This is a genomic window from Streptomyces albicerus, from assembly GCF_008905045.1.
GTDB lineage: Bacteria > Actinomycetota > Actinomycetes > Streptomycetales > Streptomycetaceae > Streptomyces > Streptomyces albicerus.
The window spans coordinates 35,488-57,633 of sequence record NZ_VWMY01000017.1 but is presented as its reverse complement, the minus strand read 5'-3'; the positions used below and the strand labels follow the sequence as shown (position 1 = coordinate 57,633).

Sequence of the window (22,146 nt, the reverse complement as noted above, 5' to 3'; positions counted from 1 at the left end):
TGCGCCGCCATGCGGTCCATGACCTCGAGGTGAGTTGCCACCTCTGCACGCGCGTCCAGGTAGACGGCGCCGGTCAGGTACTCGCTGTAGACCATGTCCGGCAATTCGGGCATGGCAAAGCGGAACAGCACGAAGGGCCCGTACGTGCCGGCGTGCGGCCCCGAGGAGAACGGGGCGATCTGCAGCGTCACATTGGGCAACTTCGTGGCCTCGAGCAGCCTGTCGATCTGGTCGCGCATCACCTCGGGGCCGCCGACGGGACGCCGCACGGCGGTCTCGTCCATCACGGCCCAGAACCGGGGCGCACCCTCGCGCGTCAGCAGCTCCTGGCGTTGCATGCGCAGCGCCACATGGCGCTCGATGTCCTCGGGTCTCGTCTGGCCGATGGCGCCGGATTCCATGACGCCACGCGCGTACTCCTCGGTCTGCAGCACTCCGGGCACGAAGTGGGGTTCGTACGAGCGGATGAGGGAAGCCGCACCCTCCAGGCTCACGTACATCGAGAACCAGCCCGGCAGGATGTCGTGGAACCGCTGCCACCAACCCGGCTGGTTCGCCTCCTCGGCGAGCGCCACGAAGGCTTCGGCCTCGTCGTCGGAGACGCCGTACGACTTCAACAGGAGTTGGAGGTACGGGATTTTGAGCGCGACCTCGGCCGTCTCCATACGGCGGACGGTGGCGGCGGTGACGCGCAGGATGCGCGCCGCCTCCTCGCGCTTGAGCCCCGCGCGCTCCCGCAGGTCCAGCAGGCGCCGTCCGAGGACGACCTGCCCGACCGTCGGCGCGGACCGCGGCTCACTCACGTCCACCTCCACTTTGTCCAGACAGCCGGGGCGGCGCCCGTTCGAGTCCCCGACGGGTACCCAACTGACGCCGCGCCACGTGCTGTTGCGAGCAGTGTGCCATGGCCTCACGACACAGAACACTGCACTCTGCAATTTTCAGAGTGACACTTGCCAAGTGTTCACGACGGGGAGATAGTGGCAAGCGTGATTCCGTCCGCGCCGTTAGGAACAGATGCCGCCGAGGACCGGTTCGGTCTCGGTGCCGCCGGGCTGTGCCCCGACGCGGCCACCGAGCGCCGGTTCCGCTTCGAGCTGGCCGCACATCCGGGCTCCGCAGCACAGGCCCGGCATCTGACGCGCGCCCGGCTCTCGGGATGGGCGGTCTGCGAGGACACGTGCGACACGGCGGAACTCGTCGTCTCCGAACTGGTCACCAACGCCATCGTGCACACGGCGAGCCGCCAGGTGGTGTGCGAGCTGCACGACGACGAGGACCGGGTGCGGATAGCCGTACGTGACGAGGGGTGCGCGCCGGGTGAGCCCCACCCGGCGCCGCAGCGCCCCGAAGAGGAGCACGGGAGGGGACTGCTTCTCGTCGCGGCGGTGTGCACTGCCTGGGGCGCCCAGGAAACCGGACCCGGCCTGCTGGTCTGGGCGGAACTGCCGCGCTCGGCGAACAACGGCGCCGAGCCGCGGTCGGACCTGGGCTGGAGTGCGAGGAGCCGGCCGGCCCCAGCCGGCTCCTCGCCGCCGGGGGCGCACACGCCTCCGGCGGAGCACGAGTGGTATTGAGTTGAATCGTTCCAGTCGGCTTCCGTCCGGCTCGCGAGAACCGGCCGGTTCGGAAAATTCGAGAATGTGAGAACGGACGGGGGCTGAATGGGTGTGAGGGCTACGTCGGCCGGTGCGCCACGGGTGCTGAGCCTGGACACGCTGATCCGCCTGGAGCGCGGACGGCGGACGACCTCCGGTACCGGGGTGTCGCGGCGGCTGACCGTGCCGGAGGGCATGCGGGCGCCGCTGGGCTGTGACGCGGTGGCCATGCCCGCGAGACTCGGCCCGCTCCTGATGCCTCGCCTGCCGCGCGTCGGTTGTGTGTACGCCGACAGCGCGCACTGGTGGTGGCTCGTGCCCTCCGACTCCGACGTCGCCCTGGAGTGGCCGGCGCCCGCGCACTACGCCACGGGGGCGCTCGTGCCCGACTCGCCCGGCGTCCCCGGGCTGATCCACAAGCCGGGCGGCACGCTCCCTTACACACCGCCGATCCCCCTATATCTGGCGCTGTGCCGGATCACGGGGACTCCGCCGGCCTGGTCCCGGCCGGTCAGCGCCTGAGCTTCACCTTCACTGGCCTGAGCTTCACTTTCACCTTCACTGGCCTGGGTTTCACCTTCACTGGAAGAACTCCCCCTGTGCCCGCGCGCGTGGAGGCACACGTTCCCGGGCATCGGACAGCGCGCGGCCCTGAGCGCCCGAGCGTGCTCCGGTTACGCCGCGGCGGACCGGGCGCGCGCCCTGCCCGATGGCGTCCGACGCCGCGATAGTGGCCGTTCGTCCGTCCACGATCGGGGGAGGTCATCGGTGGGACCGGCGGAATCGGCGGGATCTGCGGAGTCCGCGAAGAAAACGGGATCGGTGGGATCCGGGAAGAGGAACGGGTCCACACGATCCGGGACGAAAGCCGGGTCCACGGAATCCGGGACGGAGGCCGAGTGCACGGAATCCGCGAGCAAGAAACCCGGCACGGGTGAGCCCGAGCCGTCCGAGTCCGAACGGCTGCTGTTCGGCGGCCCGTTGCGCTATGACATGGGCTGGTCACAGCACTCCGACGCGTTTCTGGAGCTGAACTTCCGGGCCATGGTGACGCGGCTGCCCGCGCTGCTCGCGTCGAGTTTCCGGCTCGCCTGGCAGGCGGACCGCCAGGCCGCGCGGATCGTCCTGTGCGCGGAGGTGGGCCGGGGTCTGGCGCAGGCGGTGAGTCTGCTGGCGGTCAACAGTGTCCTGGGGCGCCTGATGGCGGGCGGCCCGGTCGGGGACCGGCTGCGCGACGCGGTGCCCGCGCTGGTCACGGTCGCCGTGGTGATGCTGCTCGCCGCGTTGCTGCGGGCCGCCTCGACGTACGCCACGGGGCGGCTCGAACCGAAGGTGGAACGCGTCGCGACGGAGCTGTATCTGGAGCGGGCCGCGGCGGTCGAGCTGTCCGCGATCGAGGACGAGGCCTTCCACAAGCTGCTGGACACCGCGCAGTACGGCGCCTCGTCCGCCCGGCGGATGATCGCGATCGCCACGCGGGTGGTGAACGCGATGATCTCGCTGGTCGCGGCGGCCGGCGTCCTGACGGTGCTGCACCCGGCGCTGCTGCCGCTGCTGGTGACGATGACGCTGCCGAGCGCATGGAGCGCGCTGACCATCGCCCGTCGCCGCTACGCGTCGTGGCACGCCTGGGTGCAGCATGCCCGGGCCGGCCGGCTGATCAGCGGTCTGCTCACCGAGCCCGCCGCGGCGCCGGAGATCCGCGTCCACGGGGTCGGCCCCTTCCTGCTGCGGCACTTCCGCGCGATGTCGGAGGCCGCCGAGGCGGAACAGGCCCGCCTGGCCCGGCTTGAGGCGCGGACCGGTCTGATCGCGGCCGCCTGGACCGGTCTGGCCACCGTGGCGACGTACGCGACGCTCGGCGGGCTGCTGCTGGCAGGCGCGATGGCACTGTCCGTGGCGGGCACGGCGGTGATCGCGATCCGTACGGGCTCCGCGAGCCTCGACACACTCGTTCTGGAGGTCAACACCCTCCACGAGGAAGCCCTGTTCGTCGGTGACCTGCAACGCCTGTACGTGGAGGCGGCCGAGCGCGCGATCCCGGTCGGCGGCGAGCCGCTGCCCGAGCAGCCCCGTGAGATCCGTTTCGAGAACGTCACGTTCACCTACCCGGGCAGCGCCGCCCGGCCCGCCCTGTCGGACCTGACGCTCAGCGTGCCGCTCGGCAAGATCGTGGCGCTCGTCGGCGAGAACGGCTCCGGGAAGACCACCCTGGTCAAGCTGCTGTCGGGCCTGTACGCGCCGCAGCGCGGCCGGATCCTGTGGGACGGCGTGGACGCGGCGACCGCCGACCGGCATGAACTCGCCGAACGCATCGCGATGGTGGCGCAGGACTTCAAGCGGTGGCCGTTCACGGCCCGCGTGAACGTCGCGATCGGCCGGGCCTCGGCGCCGCTCACCGACGAGCGGCTGCGCGAGTCCGTCACCGAGGCGGGCGCCGAGGACGTCGTGGCCGATCTGCCGCGCGGTCTCGACACACTGCTGGCACGGATGTTCAGCGGCGGTCACGAACTGTCGGGCGGCCAGTGGCAGCGGCTCGGCATCGCGCGGGCGGCGTACCGGAGGGGCGCGATCCTGGTCGTGGACGAACCGACGGCGGCCCTCGACGCCCGCGCCGAGCTGGAGGTATTCGAGAAGATCCGGGCCCTGGCGGGTACCGGTCAGACGGTCATCCTCATCACGCACCGCCTCGCGTCGGTGCGCCACGCCGACCTGGTGCACGTCCTCGACCAGGGCCGCCTCGTGGAGTCCGGCACTCCGGACGAGCTCCTCTCCACGGGTGGCGTCTACGCCGAGCTGTACTCGCTCCAGGCGGAGCAGTTCGCGGCCAAGGTGCCCGCGCCGAAGGCGGGGTGAATCACTCCGTGAGGTCCCGCACGATCACCAGGAACGCGTCCGACGTCAGGTCCATCACGACCTCGGCGTGCTGCCCCTCGAGGCGGCGCGCCTGCGCGAATTCCTCCGCCGGCCACGAACCACGCGGCCCACCGGCGGGAAAGCGCTCGAGCACCGTTCGCCCGTTCACCACCTTGCACCTCCATGTAGCGCTGCTCTTCCGAAGTCTTCTCGAAGAGGACTCGTAGAGTTAAACGCCAACTATGGGGTGAGCGTCTCGCGAAGTGACGTTACTGAGACGTAGTCGACACTTTGTCATCACGTCCTGTGAAACACCTCTCAGGCCGTTCCGGCCTTTGTGAGGCAGCCCGGCTTCAATCCTCGTACTCGTCGTGGTAGCGAATCCGACTGCTGCCCGCGGGGGCGCCCAGCGCCGACGCGCGCCCCTTCGGCTCCTCCCACTCCTCCTGCCGGCCGAGGGCCGTGAGGTCCAGGAAGCTCGTGGTGGAGCCCAGTCCGTCGAGTCCGCGCTCGTATGTCGAATACGTGTGGAAGATCCGCTCATGGTCCCGCAGGAAACAGCTCACTCCCGGCCGCTCATAAGGCTCCTCGCCTTCGCCGGCTGCGAACGACACCTGGAAGTCGTGATTGAAGTCGTTTCCGTACGACGAGTACCAGGGCACCGTCCATCCCATGCGCGCCTTGAAGGGGAGGATCTTCGTGTACGGGGCCCTGGAGACCGCCGCGAACTCGGTGCCCCGCGCGCGCAGATGCGCGAGATGCCCTATCTGGTCGAGGAACGCCGAGCAGCTGCGGCAGCCCGCGTCCCATTCCGGCGCGAACATGAAGTGGTAGACGACGAGTTGTTGCCGTCCTTCGAAGAGGTCGAGCAGCGTCGCCTTGCCGTCCCCGCCCTCGAAGACGTACTCCTCGTCGATCTCGACCATGGGCAGCCGTCGCCGCTCGGCGTTCAGCGCGTCCCGCGCGCGCGTCGCGGCCTTCTCCCTGACCAGCAGTTCCTCGCGCGCGGCGCGCCACTCCTCACGCGACACGATTCGCGGAAGCGTCATTGCCCCTCCTCCGGTGCGGTGCCTTCCCTGAGGTGGACCGGAGGGAGGAACGGAACTCATCGGTGGGACGCGGAATTTCTTTTCGTACGTCTCCGAAGTGTGCGATTTCCCTGAAGCGCGCGAGTCGCCAGTACGTCACGTGTCGCCAGTGCGTCGCGTTTCGCCAGTACGTCACGGGCTCCGTCAGCACGTCACGGGCTCCGTCAGTACGTCACGCGCTTCGTCAGTACGTCACCGGGAGTGTGAGCAGGCCGCGGGCCCGGAGGGACGGTCGCCACCTGACGTCGTCGGGGCTGCCGTCGAGCTTCAGGTCCGGGAAGCGTTCCAGGAGGGCGGCCAGGGCGATCTCCGTCTCCAGGCGGGCCAGGGGTGCGCCCAGGCAGTAGTGGATGCCGTGGCCGAGCGCGAGATGTCCGGTGGCGTCACGGCCGAGGTCGAGCTTGTCGGCGTCCGGGAAGCGGCGGGGGTCGCGATTGGCGGCGGACAACGAGAGGAGGACGGTCTCGCCCGCCGGGACGGTGACCGCGCCGATCGTCACGTCCTCCCGGGGAAAGCGGCGGATGGCGAGCAGGGCGGGTCCTTCGTAGCGTGCGAACTCCTCGACGGCGGCGGGGAGTCGGGCAGGGTCCGCGCGAACCGCGTTCAGTTGGTCGGGGTGCTGGAGCAGTGCCAGTACGGCGTTGCCGATGAGCTGCACGGTATTCTCGTAGCCCGCGAAGAGGATGAGGAAGGCGAGGGACATCAGCTCGTCCTCGGTGAGCCGGTCGCCCTCGTCCCTGACCGCTGTCAGGTCGGAGAGCAGGTCGTCGCCGGGCCTTTTCCGCTTGTCCGCGAGGAGTTGGGTGAAGAAGCCGAGCATCGCCACGACCGCCTCCTTGGCGGCCTGCGGCCTCGTCGGGTCCGGAGCGACGAGTGTGTCGGTCCAGGTCCGGAAGTCCCGGCGGTGTTCGTCCGGCACGCCGAGCAGGTCGCAGATGACGGTGATGGGCAGGGGCGCGGCGTACGCGGCGATCAGGTCTGTTCCGCCCGCGCCGCCCGCGCCACTCGTGCCGCCCGTGCCACTCGTGCCGCCCGTACCGTCCGTGCCGTCCATGTCGTCCCGCGGACCGAGTGCGTCGAGGAGCCGGTCGGCGGTCTGCCGGATGGGGGTGCGCAGTTGCTCGACGCGACGAGGTGTGAAGACCGGGCCGACGAGGCGGCGGATGCGGGTGTGGTCGGGCGGGTCCATGTTCAGGAGGTTCGCGTCGAGCGCGGGCGGCAGTGCCAGACCGCGGTAACCGCCCGGCAGGGCATGCCTCTTGTCCAGCGAGAGGAGCGGGTTCGCCAAGGCCTCGCGTACGTCCTCGTAACGCGTGACCAGCCAGGCGGGGTTGCCGTCGGTGCCGGCGATCCGATGCACGGGGGCGGTGTCGCGGAGGCGCTCGTAGGCGGCGTACGGGTCGGTGAGGAGGTCCTGGTCAGTGGACATGGAGACCACCCTAGAGAGTGCGTCGGCGGCCCGGCGACCGCCTCGATCGCCGGGCACCGGCCGCTTCAGGATTCGTCGTGCTGCGTCTCAGGTGTCGTAGTCCTGGATCCGCTTGCCGTGGCTCCGGTCGATCAGGGCGGGCATCCGCTCATTCATCTCCCGCACGATGTCCGGCACATCGAGGGTCAGGAGCTCGCGGTCGCGCATGAGGATCCGTCCGTCGACGATCGTCGTGCGTACGTCGCCGGAGCGGGCGCTGTGCACGAGGGTGGCCGCGAGGTCGTGCACGGGCTGGGTGTGCGGGCCGGTCAGGTCGACGAGGATGATGTCGGCCCTGCGTCCCGGCGCGAGGCTGCCGATCTCCTCGCCGAGGCCGACCGCCCGCGCGCTCTGGAGCGTTGCGTGGTGCAGTGCTTGACGGGAGGTCAGCCGGCGAGGGTCGCCCTCGGTGAACTTCTGCACCAGCGCGGTGAGAGCCATGGACTCCCACACGTCCAGCGAGCTGTTGGAGGCGGCCCCGTCCGTGGCGAGCCCTACGGAGATGCCCAGTTCGTGCAGCGCCCGTACCGGAGTGGTGGTGGGCCAGGCGAACTTGAGGTAGCCCCGGGGCGCGCTGGCCACGGCGACCCGGCCCGTGGCACGGGCGAGCACGGGCAGGTCGCGCTCCATGATGCCGGTGCCGTGCGCGATGAGCAGGTCGGTGTCGAGGAGCCCGGTGTCGGCCAGGATCTCGATCGGTGTACGGCCGTGGCGGGCGAGGCTGGTGTCGGCCTGATCGCGGTTCTCGGAGGCGTGGATGTGCACGAACAGGCCGTGCTCACGGGCGAGTTCAGCGGTGGCGGCGAGGTCGGCGTCATCGACGGTGTACGGCGCGTGCGGCGCGAGTGAGGTGGTGATGCGGCCGCCGGCGGTGTCGCGGTGCCGGAGGGCGAAGTCGAGTGACTGCTCCTGTCCCTCGGCCCCCTGGGAGGAGAAGAAGGCCTGCCCCAGGTTGGCGCGCATCCCGCTCTCGTCCGTCACGGCGGCGACCGTGTCCATGGAGAAGTAGTGGTCCGCGAAGCAGGTGACGCCGCCCCGGATCATCTCGGCGCAGGCCAGCCGCGCGCCCAACTCCACGTCTTTCTCCTGGAGGTTGGACTCGATGGGCCAGACGAAGTCGTTGAACCACTCCTCGATGGGCAGGTCCTCCGCGATGCCGCGCAGGGTGACCATCGGGGCGTGCGTATGGCAGTTGACGAGGCCGGGCATCGCGACCTGGCCGCGGGCGTCGATGCGCTCGGCGGCGGGGAGGTCGACCGGGCCGGTGGTGACCGCCTCGATACGACCGCCTCGTACGACGATGGTGGCGTCCTCGACGAAGCCGATCTGTTCTTGATCGTCGTGCACGAGGGCGGTGCATCGGGTGATGATGAGATCGGCAGCGGTCTTCGCGTCGGACGAGGAGTTCGAGCCGGCGGTCTTCGCGTCGGGCGTGGGCTCGGGCGAGGTCATCACGCCACGGTACGACGGGATCGTGCCGTCGGGTGACGTGAACCGCGCATCCTGTCCCCGCCCTGTCGCCCCGGCGGTTTCTCCCGCACGCTGGCCTCACCATTCGACGGGCGGCGCCCCTTGAAGGGCGCTTCTTGGAAGGATCCCGGAATGCTCCTCGGCACCTGGAACCTGGAGAACCTGTACCGGCCCGGCGGCGCGTTCGGCCCGCGCACGGAGGTCGCGTACAAGGCGAAGCTCACCGCCCTGGCCTCGGTCATCACGGAACTCGATCCCACGCTGCTCGGCGTGCAGGAAGTAGGGGATCCGGACGCCCTTGAGGACCTGGCCGGGATGCTGGACGGCGACTGGCACATCGCGCTCTCGGAGCATCCCGACGGCCGCGGCATCAGGGTCGGCTTCCTCAGCCGCCCCACGCCGCGGGCGATCATCGACACGAACGTCTTCCCCGCGCCTCTGCGGCCCGTTCAGGGCGACGACGACGGTGAGCCGGTGCCCCGGACGGGCCGCGGCTTCCTGGCGACGGAGATATCCACCCAGGGAATGACCCTGTCCGTGGCGGTCTGTCATCTGAAGTCGAAGCTGCTGACGTACCCGGGCGGCCGGTTCAGCCCACGGGACGAGGGCGAGCGGGCCCGTTACGGCGCGTACGCCCTGTACCGGCGGGCCGCCGAGGCCGCGACGCTGCGTGCCGTCGCCGACGGCCTCCTCGAAGGCAAGGGCAAGGAGCGGAGCGTGGCCGTCCTGGGCGACCTCAACGACGAGGTCGCGGCCGCCACGACCCAGATCCTGCAAGGCCCGCCCGGTTCCGAGATCGGCACGCCCGGCTTCGAGCGGCCCGACAAGGGCGACGCGACACGGCTCTGGAACATCGCGCCCCTCATCCCCGAGGAGCAACGATTCTCCCGCGTCCACTCCGGGCGCCCGGAACTGATCGACCACATACTGGTCAGCCGTCTGCTGCTCGATCATGTGACCGGAGCAGGGACGGGGACGCCGGCCCGGGAGACTCCGCTGCCGTCGGTCGACGAGGATCCGGGGAAGCGGCGGGACGCGGCGGGGTCGGACCACGCGCCGGTGTGGGCGCGAATAGAACCGTGACGGTACTGAGGCGAGAACCGTCCACGGTATTTAGGCGAGAACCGTGACGGTACTCACTCAGGCCAGAGCCGTGACGGTACTCAGGCGGTAAGGCGCTCCCCCGGCCCCTTGCCCTCGGAGAGGCCCGCACGCTCGCGCTGCTCCACGAGTTCGTCGAGGAGCGTGGCGAGGCGCTCGGTGTGCCGCGGGGTGAGTCGTCCCGTGTCGTCGAGGTGGACGGCGCAGGCGGTGGTGGTGTCCACGAGGCGTTCGAGGGTGGTGGCGACCTCGTCGGTGCCTTCCGTGTGCCGGGCCAGGGTGGGGAGTTCGGCGGAGGCACGCTCGATCGCGGCGCGGGCCTCGGCCAGCGTCCGGTAGGCCTCGCGGCGCAGCGCCCAGCGGGCCGCCCGGTCGTCGGTCCCGCTCAGCACGTGCCCGAGATACGCGTGCGCCGCGTCCGTGGCGGCCGCCAGCCGTGCCCGTACGTTCCCGCCGCGCTGCCCCGGCGCCGGCAGATGCCCGACGATCAGCACGATCGCGCAGGCCAGCAGCGTCTCGCCGATGCGGCTCCAGGAAGCCTCCGGCTCGCCGCCGACCATGACTAGGGCGAGCACGAGGACGGTGACGACGGCCGTCTGCGCGGCGAAGTGCCGGGTGGCGACGGGTATCAGGGCACCGCTGACGGCCACGAGCGCCACGAGCCCTTCCGGCCGGGGCAGCACGGCCGCAAACCCCGCGAAGAGGAGGGCTCCGAAGACGGTGCCCGCCGCCCGGTTCAGTACGCGCGAGACGAGCGGCCCCAGGTCCGGCTTCACGAGGAACACGGCGGTGGCCGGCAGCCAGTACCAGTGCACGTGGTGCAGTGTCTGCGCGACAGCCGCGCTGGCGCCGTAACTGAGAGCCACCCGGAAGCCGTACTCGCGTCCGCCCGCGCCGGTGACGGTGCGGAGCAGAGCCTTGGCGCGGAGGGGGCGTAGGTGCAGTCCCTTGTGCGCGGTCTTCCGGGCGCCGTGGCCGAGGGGATCGGTGCCGGAGTCACCGTGGTGGGCCGCCGCGCCTTCCTTCCCGTCGATCCTCCTGCCGCCACGGTCGAAGGCCTCGGCGGCGTGGAGCAGCGCGTCGTCGAGGGCCCGCAGCCCCGGTACGGACCGTGCGGGCGCGGGCAGCGGCCCAGAGGGCTCCCCGGTCCGCACGGCGACGGCCAGCCGCCGGGGCCCCTCCGCCGTGCGCGCGGGCAGGGCCTCCCCCGCCCAGGCCAGCGCGGTCGCGGCCTCGGCGAGGGGCAGCGCGGCGGCGTACTGCGCCCGCAGCCGCCGCTCGGCCGACGAACTGGCGTACCGCCGCAGCCGGGGCCCCGCGAGTGCGTCCTGCGCATGATCGAGCGCGGCGGTGAGCGCGGCCCGCCGGGCGCCGGCCTCACCCCTTCCCGCACCATCAAGCAGCTCAGCGATGGCGTCGTACACACCCGCGACGGCCACCCGCTCCCCATCGAAGCGGAAGTCATTGGCCAGGGCCCCGGGCGTAGGCAGCGCGAGCCGCAGCACGATGAGCCAGCCCGCGCCGCCGAGAAAGAACAGGGCCCGCTGCCACCCGGGCTCGGGCAGCGGCATCCCGGCCCCGATGGCCGCGGCGACGAGCAGCTGCGTCCCGGCCCCCGACGCCACGGGCCCCACCGCGCTCACGGCCCCGGCGACGAGCCCGAGCCCGGTGAGTATCAAGGTCAGCGGAACCGCCCCGAGGCCCTCCCCCGCATACGTGCCGACGACCAGCCCCGCGGCCCCGGCCAGCCCGGGCACCCCGATCCGGTGCACGGCGGCCCGCCGGCTCCCGGGCCGGTCATTGATCCCGGCGAGCATGGCTCCGAGGGCGGCCACGACCCCGAGGGACTCCCGCCCGGCGAGAACAGCCGCGAGCAACAACGGCCCGGCGGCGAGCGCCCCGCGCACCACGGCATTCCACGGCACGGGCCCCCTCTGCGCGCGCAGCGCATGCGCGAGCCAGGGCGGCAGAACGGTGGACAACGGGCGCGACACGGGCACGGGACTCCTGTCGGTACGAGGGCGGATGCGGATGGCATGCCTTCGGACGACGTCGGCCTGGGCGGTGGTGCTTACGGTAGGTCGGGTTTCTGGAGGGTATGGGACGTATGCATTGCGGCGGTGTGACGATCGTCGGGTTGGGCGCGTTCTTTATGTACGCAATCAGGAAGCGGATCGGTGTACGCGTCCAGGAGGTGAGCCCGCGCCCTCAAACTGGAGCGGGCCCGGAGGCGTAGCCGGCCCCCGAGCCCTGTGATGCCACCCATGTCGCACGCCGGCACACTTGAGAACCCAGATCAGTCGTAATGTCGCCGCGTCCTGCCTTTGGACCACCGCACATCGAGCTGTGCGGGCCGGACTTGAACCGGCATTTCGACGCCCGGAGTCTGGGTCCGGTCGATCCGGCGATCGGCGGCGAATGCTGAGTCTGGAGCAATAGTCTGAGATTGATCGCGGTCTGCCTCTGCCGGTTGGGCTACCGCGGCGCGAAGGCACCTTGTAATGGCGCCGTCCTGGTGCCGCGGGGAGGACTCGAACCTCCACTGGAACCGCGCATTCACGACAAGCCTCAGCTTCAGCTTGCGCTCCTCGCGCACCCCGGTCACAAGGGACCGGGGAGTCTTCGAGACTACCCGAACAGGTAGCCGAACACGGCGTCCCCGACGCGCTGGTCGGTGACCTCCACACCGTTCGCCTCTTCCCGGGCGAACTTGACGGCCTGCTGAACCTTCTCGACCCGGTCGAGTAGTTCGTTGACACGCCGCGCGGGAAGGGCCCCGGAAAACTTCACGGTTGTCCAGTACCCGACCGGGATGTCCTCGTAGTACACCTCGACCTGTGCCGGGTGCTTGTCGGTGGCCTCCGCCTTCACGTGGTTGCGAGGCACCTTCTTCGTCCGCAGCGTCCGCACCGGCTCGGTCTTCCACGCATCGGTGGACGGATCCTGCACCCACGATTCGGAGGCATCAAGGACGGGCAGCTTGCGCACGAAGGTGTTGAGATCGGTGAGCTGCTTCTCCAGGAACAGCAGATACGACACCGGAACGTCGGCGACGAGCACCCGGCCGTCGACCTTGACGTCCGCGCGGGCCGTGCAGTTGGCCCAGTCCTTGGTGGCGGTCACGTCGAACAGCCGGGTCAGCGTGGCCGCGGTCTCCCGCAACACGTCCTCAGCCTGTACCTGCACCCGAGTCGACTCGGGCGGCAACTGCTCGCCCTCTTCGTCCTTGGGCTGGTACGTACGAGAGATTCCGGCCAGCAGTGCGGGCTTCTGCAACCCGTGATGAGCAGCCGTCAGGTCCTGGTGGGACTTGGACTTGATGCCCTTCTCTACTGCGATGATCTGATTGAGTTTCGCCACGTCGGTGACGGTAGCAGCGTCAACGGGGCCTTTTCGAAGGGTTATTCGGCGACAACGCGCACCATGAGGGGATCGCGCTCTACGGGCGCTCGGTATCGATCAGCTCCAGCAACCGGTGGCGGTTCTTCGCGAAGCGCTGCTGGCGCAGGGGTCGAAGTCTCCGGGCGTCGCCGACTGCGGCGGGGACAACTGGACATGGTGTTTCAAGTTTCTGACGCACCGTGATGCGCGCGATCGTCTCCGTCTGGGGGGCGTTGACCGCGTACGTCGTGTCCTGGGGTGTGGCCGTGCTCGTTCAGCTTCTGATGCCTCAGGTACCGGAGGGCGCCCTGGGCATGGAGGTCCGCAACCGGAATGATGAGCGAGCTGGACACGGCGATCGCGCAGGGGGAGTGACAGCTGATGAGAGCGTGTGTGGTCGGGGCCGGCCCCGGGGGAATCGTCACCGCCAAGGTGCTGCTGGAGAACGGCTTCGACGTCACCGTCTTCGACAAGTACCAGCAGGTCGGCGGGATCTGGTCAGCAGAGGGCTGCTACGACGGGCTGGCCAACCAGTCCGCGCTCCGCATCTTCGAGTTCGCGGACCTGCCCAACCGCCTGCACTTCGCCGGCGCGGTGGACACGCAACGCTACCTGGAGAACTACGCCGAGACCTTCGGTGTACTTGACCGCGTCCGGCCCGGTACCGAGGTGATCTCCATCCGGCCGGTGGAGGGGCCCGGGCGGGTGGGCGCCTCCGGCTGGTCGGTCGACTCCCGGCCCGCCGGGGACGAGGCGGCGGACGTTCATCGCGAGGCATTCGACTATGTCGTTGTCGCCAGTGGGGCTCATCATCATCCCCAACTGCCCGAGCTGCCCGGGCGTGAGTCGTTCCGCGGGACCGTACTGCACTCCAACGAGGTGCGGGCCGGGACATTCGCCGGCCGGCGCGTGGTCGTCGTGGGCGGCGGCAAGTCTGCATTGGACCTGATCACCCGCGCCGCGCACGTGGCGGCCTCGGCCACGCTCGTGCAGCGCAAGGTGAACTGGATGATCCCCGAGCGGTTCCTGCTCGGTCTGGTCAACTACAAGTGGATCCTGTTCACCCGGCTCGGTGAGGCGCTCCTGCCCCGCTACCACGATCCGGCCTGCGTCCGTCCGATCGACCGCATCGACGAGCGGGTCAAGCGGGCTCTGTGGTGGCTCATCACCCGCGACGTGCTGTTTTCCACCGGGCTGTACCGGCTGCCGAGGCAGCTGCGGCCCGCTCACGCGCTCCCCTTCCACCTGGCCCACGCGGGAGTGATGCCACGCGGCTACGCACGGGCCGTCCGCCGCGGCCTGATCGCCCCCAAGGTCAGTGCCGTCGAGGCGTATACCGACAAGGGACTGCGACTGGCGACCGGCGAGGAAGTGGCGGCGGATGTCATCGTGTTCGCCACGGGGCACCACAAAGTCTTCCCGTTCCTGGACTCGAGCGTGCGCGTACACGATGACGACGGGCGGCTGCGTCTCTACCGAGGCATCGTGCCACCCGGCGCCGACCGGCTGGGGTTCGTCGGTTTCCGGCAAATCTTCAACAACATCATGGGCGTGGAACTCACCGCGCACTGGTTGACCAGCCATTTCCGAGCCACGCTGCGCACCACCCCGGGCGAGCAGGGGATGCGGGAGGCCATCGACGCTCGCCTGGCCTGGCAGGAGCGGGTGCTGCCAGGCTCCGGCGGCTACGACTTCGGCCCCTACGACATCCACTGCGCGGACGAACTCCTGCACGACATGGGGTTGCCATCCCGCCGCGCCGGCAACCTGCTGGCCGAATACCTGCTTCCCGGCGGAGTGGCACACCGTTACGCGGGCCTGACTCGATCGAGTTCGGCGAAATGAACGCGGAGCATCGACATCGGTTCCTCCCTGCGACCTCACGACACGGCAGCGGCCAGCAGGGGCTGCCGTAGCCAACAACATGCGTATCCACGCCGGGAGATGAGCAACAGAGTCCCCTTGCTACGGTGCACTGATGTCATCGATCAAGCAGTTCCAAGTCACCTTCGACTGCGCAGAACCTGCGCGCCTCGCCGGCTTTTGGTGCGAGGTGTTGGGGTACGTCGTACCGCCGATCCCGAAGGGGTTTGCCACTTGGGAGGACTACCATCGCTCGCTGCCGCCTGAGGAACAGACCACCTACTTCGCATGCAGTGATCCCTCGGGTGCGGGCCCGCGCCTGCTCTTCCAGCGCGTTCCCGAAGGGAAGATCGTCAAGAATCGGGTACATCTCGACGTGCGGGCCGGCACCGGGCTCGTGGGTGAAGAGCGCCTCGCCACACTGGAGGCCGAATGCGCACGACTGGTCGCGCTCGGTGCGGTACACGTACGAACGCTGCTTGCCGATGACGACAACGAGTCCTGCATCCTGATGCAGGACATCGAGGGCAACGAGTTCTGCCTCGACTGAGCATCCTCAGCGACGGCGAGATCGGGGGAGCCGTCTCCCTCGGGCTTCTCTTCAAGGTGGACTCGTGTGGGGGCGAAAGTCATCCTGTGAGGCCGAGGTTGTGCAATGGGGCGATGCCGAAACTCGGGCCAGGTTGCGGGAGTTGGTCGGGGCGGACGAGTCTGTCGCGCTCTCCGTGCAGAGAGACGGAGGGCCGGTGGTCCGCACTGAGGCTTTCAGGAGGCCCAGGGGTGCGCTCGCCCCTCGGGCCCGCTCATCCTGGCAGTCGTACTCGCGCGAGACAGCGCCGTACTCCGTCCTCACCCACGCACGCGACCGACTGTCTGATCGAATCCCACCGCCAGAACGCCTAGCGTCTCGGCGTACGTCGACGCGGGCGCAGCTTGGGGTGCGCAGAGAATCAGGCCCGCTCCTTGGCCGCAGCGCTCTCCTTGGCCGCAGAGTTACAGGATCGACCCCGTTCGGGCCCGGGGTGGCGTACAACGTTTCGCACGACCACGCCTCCCGGGCCCGTTTGCTGGTGGACAGCGCTTTGGTGCGCCCGCACTCAGCGCCCGCCCGCCACAGCCTTCCGCAGCGTCGTCAGTTCGCCGTACATCACTTCACCCGGGCACTCCGTCTCCATCCAGTCGCGGTGGCCGCTGATTTCGGGGACGTCCTTCGTGGTGCCGTTGACCGGGTTCGTGTAGGTGACCTGGGCCTGGGGGTCGACGCCGTGGAAGCGGGTGAGGACGCGGACCAGGCGGGTGAGGGAGGCGCGGGCCGCGTCGGTCGGGCCCTGGTCGACCAGCGTGCCGAGGAGGGCGATGCCGAGGTTGCCCGAGTTGAAGCCGCCGACGTGGAAGGCGGTGACGAGCTTGCCGTCCGCGTCGTGGGCCGGGATGCCGTCGTCACCCGAGTAACGGCCCTCGTAGATGGTGCCCTTCTCGTCGATGAGGAAGTGGTAGCCGATGTCGCCCCAGTCGTTGGTGATCGCGTGGAGCTGGTAGATCGCGCGCACCGTGGCGGCCGGGTCCGGGTCGTCGTTGGCGGTGGCGGTGTGGTGGACCGTGAGGGTCTGGAACGGGTAGTACGCCGTCGGCGAGTTCTCCGTGCCGTCCGGCTTGAAGCGGAGCGACTCGTCCGCGCCCCAGGCCGCGCGCGAGAGGTAGGCGACGCCACGCACGCGCGTGGTGTCCGACGGTACGGCCACCTTGCGCTTCGGGCCCTGGGTGGTGTCGATGGCCAGCGAACGCAGACCGGTGGCGCCGTCGGGGGCCTTCAGCTCATAACCCGCGGCCTTGTCCGCGGAGATGAGCAGCGCTCCGCCGTTGCTGTCCGAACAGCCGCTGCCGCTCAGGGACTTCCAGGTGCCCGTGGCGCCGTCGGCACCGGTCAGCCGGATGCCGCCGCCCGTCGCCTCCCGGGTGCCGGCCCAGCGCAGGCCCACGTAGCCGATGGGGAAGGCGGCCTCGACGGGTGTCTCGCCCGTGGCCTCCTTGGCGCGGGTCTTGGGGAAGGTCTCGGCGGTCGTACCGGGCTCGGAGTCGTTGGTGTCCGAACCGGCCGCGTCCGAACCGGTGTTGGCCATCACGACGGGGGTGAGCGCCGCGCCCGCCGCGACCGCGCCCGCCGCGCCGATCAGCCCGCGCCGCGTGACGCGGGAGCCAGCCCGGTGAGAGGTGGGAGGGGTGGAGGGGGTGGGGGGAACAGTCATGGGGGTTCCTTAGGTGTTCCTGGTCGTTCCTGACGGCGGCGGGGCATCCAGGGCCCACACTCCGACCATGCTTGAAGACTCAACGGAGCATAGAGGGTCGAGTCATCGGACCTGTCCGTGGCCCCCGATAAAATCCCCGGATGCACTCCTCCCCCTCCTCCCCCGCACGTCTCGTCCGTGAATTTCACCTGGCCTTCGGACTTGACACCCGTACGACACCTACCGAGGTCTCCCCGGAACTCGCCGCGCATCGCGGTGAGTTGCTGGCCGAGGAGGCCGCCGAGGTGACGGAGGTGTCCGTCACCGGGCCGCTCGACCGGCTGGCGCACGAACTCGCGGACGTCGTGTACGTCGCCTACGGCACCGCGCTTGTGCACGGCATCGACCTCGACGAGGTGATCGCCGAGATCCACCGCGCCAACATGACGAAGCTGGGGCCCGACGGACGGGTCAGCCGCCGGGCCGACGGCAAGGTCCTCAAGGGCGACCACTACCTGGCTCCGGACGTGTCGGACGTGCTGCGGAAGCAGGGATGGGAGCCATCGGCCCGGCAGTTGAGCCCGAGGCACCTGCCAGGCGATTGACACGTACGCGTACACGTACACGCAACGCCCGGGAAAGCACCGCCGGCTTCGTGGCGCTGTGACGGCCGGGGCGGGTGACGCGAAAAGAGGATGCGGCCGCGTGCCGGGCACGCGCATCATCGGCGAGTTGCCCCGCGACGACCCCGGAAGGCCGCCATGCTCAAGCGCGTCACCGTCCCCACTCTCTTCACACCACCCACCTACTCCCACGCCTCCGTGGTCGAAGCGGGCACGCGCCTCGCTTTCCTCGCCGGGTCCGTGCCGCTCAACGCCGACGGTGAGCTCGTCGGCCCTGGCGACCCCGTACGTCAGGCCGAGCGGGTGGTCGCGAACCTGGGCGAGCAACTCCGGGCGATCGGCAGCGACTTCGAGCATGTCGCGTACACCGACGTGTATGTCGTGAGCAGTGATCCCGCCGTGCTCTCCGAGGTGTGGGACGTCGTGGAGGCCTCCCGCCTCAGCACCGGCCCGCACTCGTCGACCCTCCTCGGCGTCTCCTGCCTCGGCTACCCGGGCCAGCTCGTGGAGATCACCGCGACCGCCGTCGTACCGGAGCCGCACGCCGACACCGACGGAGACACCGACAGACACACCCACGCCGACACCGGTACCGGCACCGACGCCGCCCGGGCCTAGAGTCACCCCATGCTGATCGAACACCGCGGGCAGCGCCCCGTCGTCCCGGCCTCCGCGTACGTCGCCCCGACGGCCGTCCTCTGCGGCGCCGTCACCCTCGGCGAGCGCGCCCGTGTGCTGCACGGCGCCGTGCTCAGCGCGGAGGACGGCGAGGTACGGATCGGCGCGGATGTCGTCGTCATGGAGAACGCCCTCGTACGGGGACGCCAACGGCACCCCGCGATCATCGGAGACGCCGTACTCATCGGCCCGCACGCCCACGTCAACGGCGCCCGGATCGAGGACGAGGTCTTCGTGGCCACCGGAGCCTCCACCTTTCCCGGAGCGGTGGCGGGCGCCGGTTCGGAGCTGCGGATCAACAGCGTGCTGCAGGCCAACTCGATCCTGCCGCCCGGCACGGTCGTACCCATCGGCTGGATCGCCGCAGGCGCGCCGGAAGCCCAGCTCTTCTCCCCCGACCGGCATGACGAACTGTGGGAAGTCCAGCGGGAGTTGGATTTCCCGGGAACGGTCTACGGGGTCCCCCGCGGCACCTCCATGCGGGACATCATGGCCCGCCAGACCGACTTCTACAGCGCACATCTCAGCGACCGCGAACTCGACGAGTAGTCGAGACAGCGGGTCAGCGGTCAGCGGGTCAGCGGGTCAGCGAGTAGCTGCCGCACCCTGACCCGATGACCCCCACCCCAACCCCACCGCCCGTCACCCGGCGCGAGCCACCCCGCTGCTCCCCCGCACCACCAACTTCGGATCCAACACCGCCTCCCGCGGCACCAACTCCGCGTTCTCCAACCGCTCCACGGCAAACCGCACCGCGTACTCCGCCATGAGCACGGCATCCTGACGGACCGTCGTCAGGCCGATCGGCATCAGATGCGACAGGTGGCTGTCGTCGTAGCCCACGACCGACACCTCGGCCGGCACCTCGACGCCCGCCCGCGCGAACGTGATCAACAGGCCCATCGCACAACGGTCGTTGCCTGCCAGGACCGCCGTGGGCAGCACCGCCCGGCCGGAGCGCTCGGCCTCGGCCACGAGCAGACGTCCGGAGTCGATCCCCGCCTCCTCCGTGTGGGCACCCGGGATCACCCGGATCTCCTCGGCCAGTCCGTGCCGGCGCATCGCTGCGCGATAGGCGCGGCGGCGCTCGGCGGAGCCCGGACCGCGGCCGCCGTCGACGTGGGCGATGCGCCGGTGGCCCAGCTCGACGAGGTGATCGATGGCCTGCCGTACCCCCTTCGCCTCGGCGGTGTGCACGCTGTCGACGTGCACACCGGGCAGATGGCGGCCGACCGAGACGGCGACGGTGCGGCGGCCCAGTTCGTCGAGATACCCGGGGTCGGCCCCCGGGCCGAGCAGGATCAGCGCCTCACAGCGGTGGCTGAGCAGCGCCTCGACGACCTTGCCCTCGGCACGGCCGGGGGCGTGCGCGGACAGCAGCACGTCATAGCCGAGCCGCTCGGCCTCGGGGTAGATGCTATCGACCAGGTCGGCCTGGAAGGTCTGGTGCACGGACAGGACCACGCCGAGCGTGCGGCTGCGGCCGCGGGCGAGCAGCCGGGCCGCGCTGTCCGGCCGGTAGCCGATCTCGTCGGCCACGCGCAGCACCCGCTCGCGGGTCTCCCGGCTCGCACCCGGCTGGTCGCGGAAGACGATCGAGACCAGTGCCCGGGAGACACCGGCCTTCGCGGCGACGTCCGCCATGGTGGGGCGCTGTTTCGCCGCCCCGTCCAGGCGTTGGCTGCCCGATACATCCACGTGTGCACCCATCCTCCCGTGCTCCCCCATCCCCGGACGAGCACAAAATCCTTCGGCAACAACCTATTGACATGACATTTGAACAGGGGTCATCGTACTCGCACTAGCGCGCGCTAGTAGAGCGCGACAGCTCACCTCGGTTCATCTGTCGCCCCCCCTCTGTCACCCCCTCCCGGAGCTCCGGAGCGAAGGATCCGACCATGACCGTACGTGTAGGCGTCATCGGCGCCGGAATGATCGGCCAGGACCACGTCCGGCGTCTCACCGACGTCGTCACCGGGGCGCGGGTCGCCGCGGTGACGGACATCGACGCGGCCCGCGCGGCCGAGGTCGCCGCCCGCGTCGGCGCCACCGCGCTGCCCACCGCCGCCGACCTGATCGACTCTCCCGAGGTGGACGCCGTCCTCGTCACCTCCTGGGGCCCCACCCACGCCGAACACGTCCTGACCGCGATCGCCGCCGGAAAACCGGTGTTCTGCGAGAAGCCCCTCGCCACCACCGCCGAGGACTGCCTGAGGATCGTCGAGGCCGAGCGAGCGCACGGCCGCCGCCTGGTCCAGGTCGGCTTCATGCGCCGCTTCGACGTGGGCTACCGCCAGATGAAGGAGGTTCTCGCCGCCGGTGGCATCGGCGCCCCGCTGATCGTGCACTGCGCCCACCGCAACCCCACCGTCCCGGACGCGTACACCTCCCACATGGCCGCGCAGGACACCGCCGTTCACGAGATCGACGTACTGCGCTGGCTGCTCGACGACGAGATCGTCTCCGCCCAGGTGATCACTCCGCGCGCCACGAGCAAGCGCTTCGCGCATCTGAAGGACCCGCAGATCATGTACTTCGAGACCGCCGGCGGCGTCCGTATCGACCTCGAGGTCTTCGTCAACTGCCAGTACGGCTACGACATCCAGTGCGAGACCGTCGGTGAGGACGGCCTGGTCCGGCTGCCCGACCCGGCTTCCGTCGCCGTCCGTGGCGCCGGGCGGCACAGCACCGCCGTGCTGCAGGACTGGAAGGGCCGGTTCGTGGATGCCTTCGACACCGAGTTCCGCGAGTGGATCGCCTCCGTCGAGGCGGGTACCGAGCCCAACGGCCCGTCCGCCTGGGACGGTTACGCCGCGACCGTCATCACCGACGCCGCGGTGAAGTCCCTGGACTCGGACGGCACTGTCGTCACCGTCGACATGAAGCCCCGCCCCGCCCTTTACGGAGGCACCGCATGAAGATCGCCCTCGACCCGTACATGCTCCGGTCCCTCCCCCTGGACGAGATGGTCCGCACGGTCGCCGAACTCGGCTACGGCTACATCGAGTTGTCGCCGCGCGACGACTTCATGCCGTTCTTCCTGCATCCACGGGCGGACGACGAGCGCATCGCGGCGCTGAAGAAGTCCCTGCGGACACACGGCGTCCGGCTGTCCTCCGTCCTGCCGCTGTACAAGTGGTCCTCACCCGACGAGACCGAGCGGCAGGCCGCCGTACGGTACTGGAAGCGGATGATCGAGATCACGTCCGAGCTCGAATGTCCGCTGATGAACTCGGAGTTCAACGGCCGCCCGGAGAAGGCCGCCGAGAGCGAGGCCGCGTTCTGGCGCTCTCTGGAGGAGCTGCTGCCGGTGTTCGAGCGCGAGGGCATCGCGCTCAACCTGGAGGCCCATCCCGACGACTTCTGCGAGGAGAACACCCCGGCCGTGGACCTGGTCCGCGCCATCAACAAGCCCTGGGTGAACTACCTCTACTGCGCCCCGCACACCTTCCACCTGTCCGGCGCCGATCCGACGGCTGACATCGCGGCGATGATGCGGTACGCGGGCGACAAGCTGCGGCACGTGCACATCGCGGACTCGTTCAACCACAAGGGTTCGTCCGGGCTGCGCTACATCCTCAACCCGCCCGGCACGACGGCCCGGATCCACCAACACCTGGACATCGGGCAGGGCGAGGTCGACTGGGACACGTTCTTCGGCACCCTGCGCGAGCTGGACTTCGACGGGGTCGCCACGGCCTGCGTCTTCGCGTGGGAGGAACGGGCCCGCGAGTCCTCGGCGTTCATGCTGGACCGCATCCGCAAGGAACTCGCCGGGTGAAGCCCGCGCGCGGC

The 22,146-nt window shown here is 69.9% G+C and carries 19 protein-coding genes and 1 pseudogene; 11 read left to right on the top strand and 9 right to left on the bottom strand.

Annotation, left to right across the window (positions count from 1 at the left end; genetic code table 11):
* Window positions 1–803, bottom strand: an 803-nt coding sequence (locus GAS53_RS16790) for a helix-turn-helix domain-containing protein (protein WP_192583142.1), incomplete at its 3' end; no start/stop codon positions are given.
* A 177-nt stretch (window positions 804–980) separates the two neighbouring features.
* Here GAS53_RS16790 and GAS53_RS16785 point away from each other — a divergent pair.
* The 3 genes from GAS53_RS16785 (at window position 981) to GAS53_RS16775 (ending at window position 4,454) form a co-directional block, all read left to right on the top strand.
* Entirely contained in the window at window positions 981–1,577 is a 597-nt protein-coding gene (locus GAS53_RS16785; RefSeq protein WP_151478408.1) for an ATP-binding protein, read from the top strand.
* Between the two features lie 87 nt (window positions 1,578–1,664).
* Window positions 1,665–2,120, top strand: a complete 456-nt coding sequence (locus GAS53_RS16780) for a hypothetical protein (RefSeq protein ID WP_151478407.1) — start codon at window positions 1,665–1,667, stop codon at window positions 2,118–2,120.
* Window positions 2,121–2,591: 471 nt separating this feature from the next.
* Window positions 2,592–4,454 carry an ABC transporter ATP-binding protein gene (locus GAS53_RS16775; RefSeq protein ID WP_151478517.1) on the top strand — a complete coding sequence of 621 codons (1,863 nt, stop codon included), beginning with the start codon at window positions 2,592–2,594 and terminating at the stop codon, window positions 4,452–4,454.
* Window position 4,455: 1 nt separating this feature from the next.
* Here the strand turns inward: GAS53_RS16775 and GAS53_RS16770 are convergent, their stop codons facing one another.
* The 4 genes from GAS53_RS16770 to GAS53_RS16755 form a co-directional block, all read right to left on the bottom strand.
* On the bottom strand, window positions 4,456–4,626 hold the full coding sequence (locus GAS53_RS16770) for a hypothetical protein (protein ID WP_192583146.1): 171 nt from the start codon (window positions 4,624–4,626) through the stop codon (window positions 4,456–4,458).
* A gap of 181 nt (window positions 4,627–4,807) precedes the next feature.
* Complete coding sequence (locus tag GAS53_RS16765) at window positions 4,808–5,503, bottom strand: DUF899 domain-containing protein (protein ID WP_151478406.1); 696 nt, start codon at window positions 5,501–5,503, stop codon at window positions 4,808–4,810.
* 223 nt (window positions 5,504–5,726) lie between these two features.
* On the bottom strand, window positions 5,727–6,971 hold the full coding sequence (locus GAS53_RS16760) for a cytochrome P450 family protein (protein ID WP_151478405.1): 1,245 nt from the start codon (window positions 6,969–6,971) through the stop codon (window positions 5,727–5,729).
* Between the two features lie 87 nt (window positions 6,972–7,058).
* Window positions 7,059–8,462 carry an amidohydrolase gene (locus tag GAS53_RS16755; protein ID WP_151478404.1) on the bottom strand — a complete coding sequence of 468 codons (1,404 nt, stop codon included), beginning with the start codon at window positions 8,460–8,462 and terminating at the stop codon, window positions 7,059–7,061.
* Window positions 8,463–8,612: 150 nt separating this feature from the next.
* On the opposite strand from GAS53_RS16755, the gene GAS53_RS16750 reads away from it, so the two are divergent.
* Window positions 8,613–9,563, top strand: a complete 951-nt coding sequence (locus tag GAS53_RS16750; RefSeq protein WP_151478403.1) for an endonuclease/exonuclease/phosphatase family protein — start codon at window positions 8,613–8,615, stop codon at window positions 9,561–9,563.
* A gap of 80 nt (window positions 9,564–9,643) precedes the next feature.
* Here the strand turns inward: GAS53_RS16750 and GAS53_RS16745 are convergent, their stop codons facing one another.
* Both GAS53_RS16745 and GAS53_RS16740 read right to left on the bottom strand, forming a co-directional pair.
* Window positions 9,644–11,575, bottom strand: coding sequence for an FUSC family protein (locus GAS53_RS16745; RefSeq protein WP_151478402.1), 1,932 nt, complete (start codon window positions 11,573–11,575; stop codon window positions 9,644–9,646).
* Window positions 11,576–12,209: 634 nt separating this feature from the next.
* Window positions 12,210–12,941 carry a DUF7873 family protein gene (locus tag GAS53_RS16740; RefSeq protein WP_151478401.1) on the bottom strand — a complete coding sequence of 244 codons (732 nt, stop codon included), beginning with the start codon at window positions 12,939–12,941 and terminating at the stop codon, window positions 12,210–12,212.
* A 402-nt stretch (window positions 12,942–13,343) separates the two neighbouring features.
* On the opposite strand from GAS53_RS16740, the gene GAS53_RS16735 reads away from it, so the two are divergent.
* A complete protein-coding gene (locus GAS53_RS16735; protein WP_151478400.1) occupies window positions 13,344–14,807 on the top strand; it encodes a flavin-containing monooxygenase in 1,464 nt (487 codons plus the stop codon).
* Window positions 14,808–14,940: 133 nt separating this feature from the next.
* Complete coding sequence (locus GAS53_RS16730; RefSeq protein ID WP_151478399.1) at window positions 14,941–15,375, top strand: VOC family protein; 435 nt, start codon at window positions 14,941–14,943, stop codon at window positions 15,373–15,375.
* A 547-nt stretch (window positions 15,376–15,922) separates the two neighbouring features.
* On the opposite strand, the gene GAS53_RS16725 is transcribed toward GAS53_RS16730, so the two are convergent.
* The gene (locus GAS53_RS16725) at window positions 15,923–17,071 is read right to left on the bottom strand and encodes a peptidoglycan recognition protein family protein (RefSeq protein WP_151478398.1); all 1,149 of its coding nucleotides are present in this window, start codon (window positions 17,069–17,071) and stop codon (window positions 15,923–15,925) included.
* 140 nt (window positions 17,072–17,211) lie between these two features.
* Between GAS53_RS16725 and GAS53_RS16720 the strand changes: the two genes are divergently transcribed.
* From GAS53_RS16720 to GAS53_RS16710, 3 genes and pseudogenes are all read left to right on the top strand, one after another.
* Entirely contained in the window at window positions 17,212–17,655 is a 444-nt protein-coding gene (locus tag GAS53_RS16720; RefSeq protein WP_151478397.1) for a pyrophosphohydrolase domain-containing protein, read from the top strand.
* A 156-nt stretch (window positions 17,656–17,811) separates the two neighbouring features.
* Window positions 17,812–18,210 (top strand): annotated as a pseudogene (locus GAS53_RS16715) (RidA family protein); the annotation flags it as partial.
* A 90-nt stretch (window positions 18,211–18,300) separates the two neighbouring features.
* Window positions 18,301–18,900 carry a gamma carbonic anhydrase family protein gene (locus tag GAS53_RS16710; RefSeq protein ID WP_151478395.1) on the top strand — a complete coding sequence of 200 codons (600 nt, stop codon included), beginning with the start codon at window positions 18,301–18,303 and terminating at the stop codon, window positions 18,898–18,900.
* Between the two features lie 93 nt (window positions 18,901–18,993).
* Here the strand turns inward: GAS53_RS16710 and GAS53_RS16705 are convergent, their stop codons facing one another.
* Complete coding sequence (locus GAS53_RS16705; RefSeq protein WP_151478516.1) at window positions 18,994–19,995, bottom strand: LacI family DNA-binding transcriptional regulator; 1,002 nt, start codon at window positions 19,993–19,995, stop codon at window positions 18,994–18,996.
* 254 nt (window positions 19,996–20,249) lie between these two features.
* Here GAS53_RS16705 and GAS53_RS16700 point away from each other — a divergent pair, with 254 nt between their 5' ends.
* Together GAS53_RS16700 and GAS53_RS16695 are read left to right on the top strand one after the other, a co-directional pair.
* Window positions 20,250–21,269: a Gfo/Idh/MocA family oxidoreductase gene (locus GAS53_RS16700; RefSeq protein WP_151478394.1), complete on the top strand. Its 1,020-nt coding sequence runs from the start codon at window positions 20,250–20,252 to the stop codon at window positions 21,267–21,269.
* Entirely contained in the window at window positions 21,266–22,132 is an 867-nt protein-coding gene (locus GAS53_RS16695; protein ID WP_151478393.1) for a sugar phosphate isomerase/epimerase family protein, read from the top strand. Before GAS53_RS16700 ends, GAS53_RS16695 begins: the two co-directional genes overlap by 4 nt.
* Window positions 22,133–22,146: the final 14 nt, after the last annotated feature.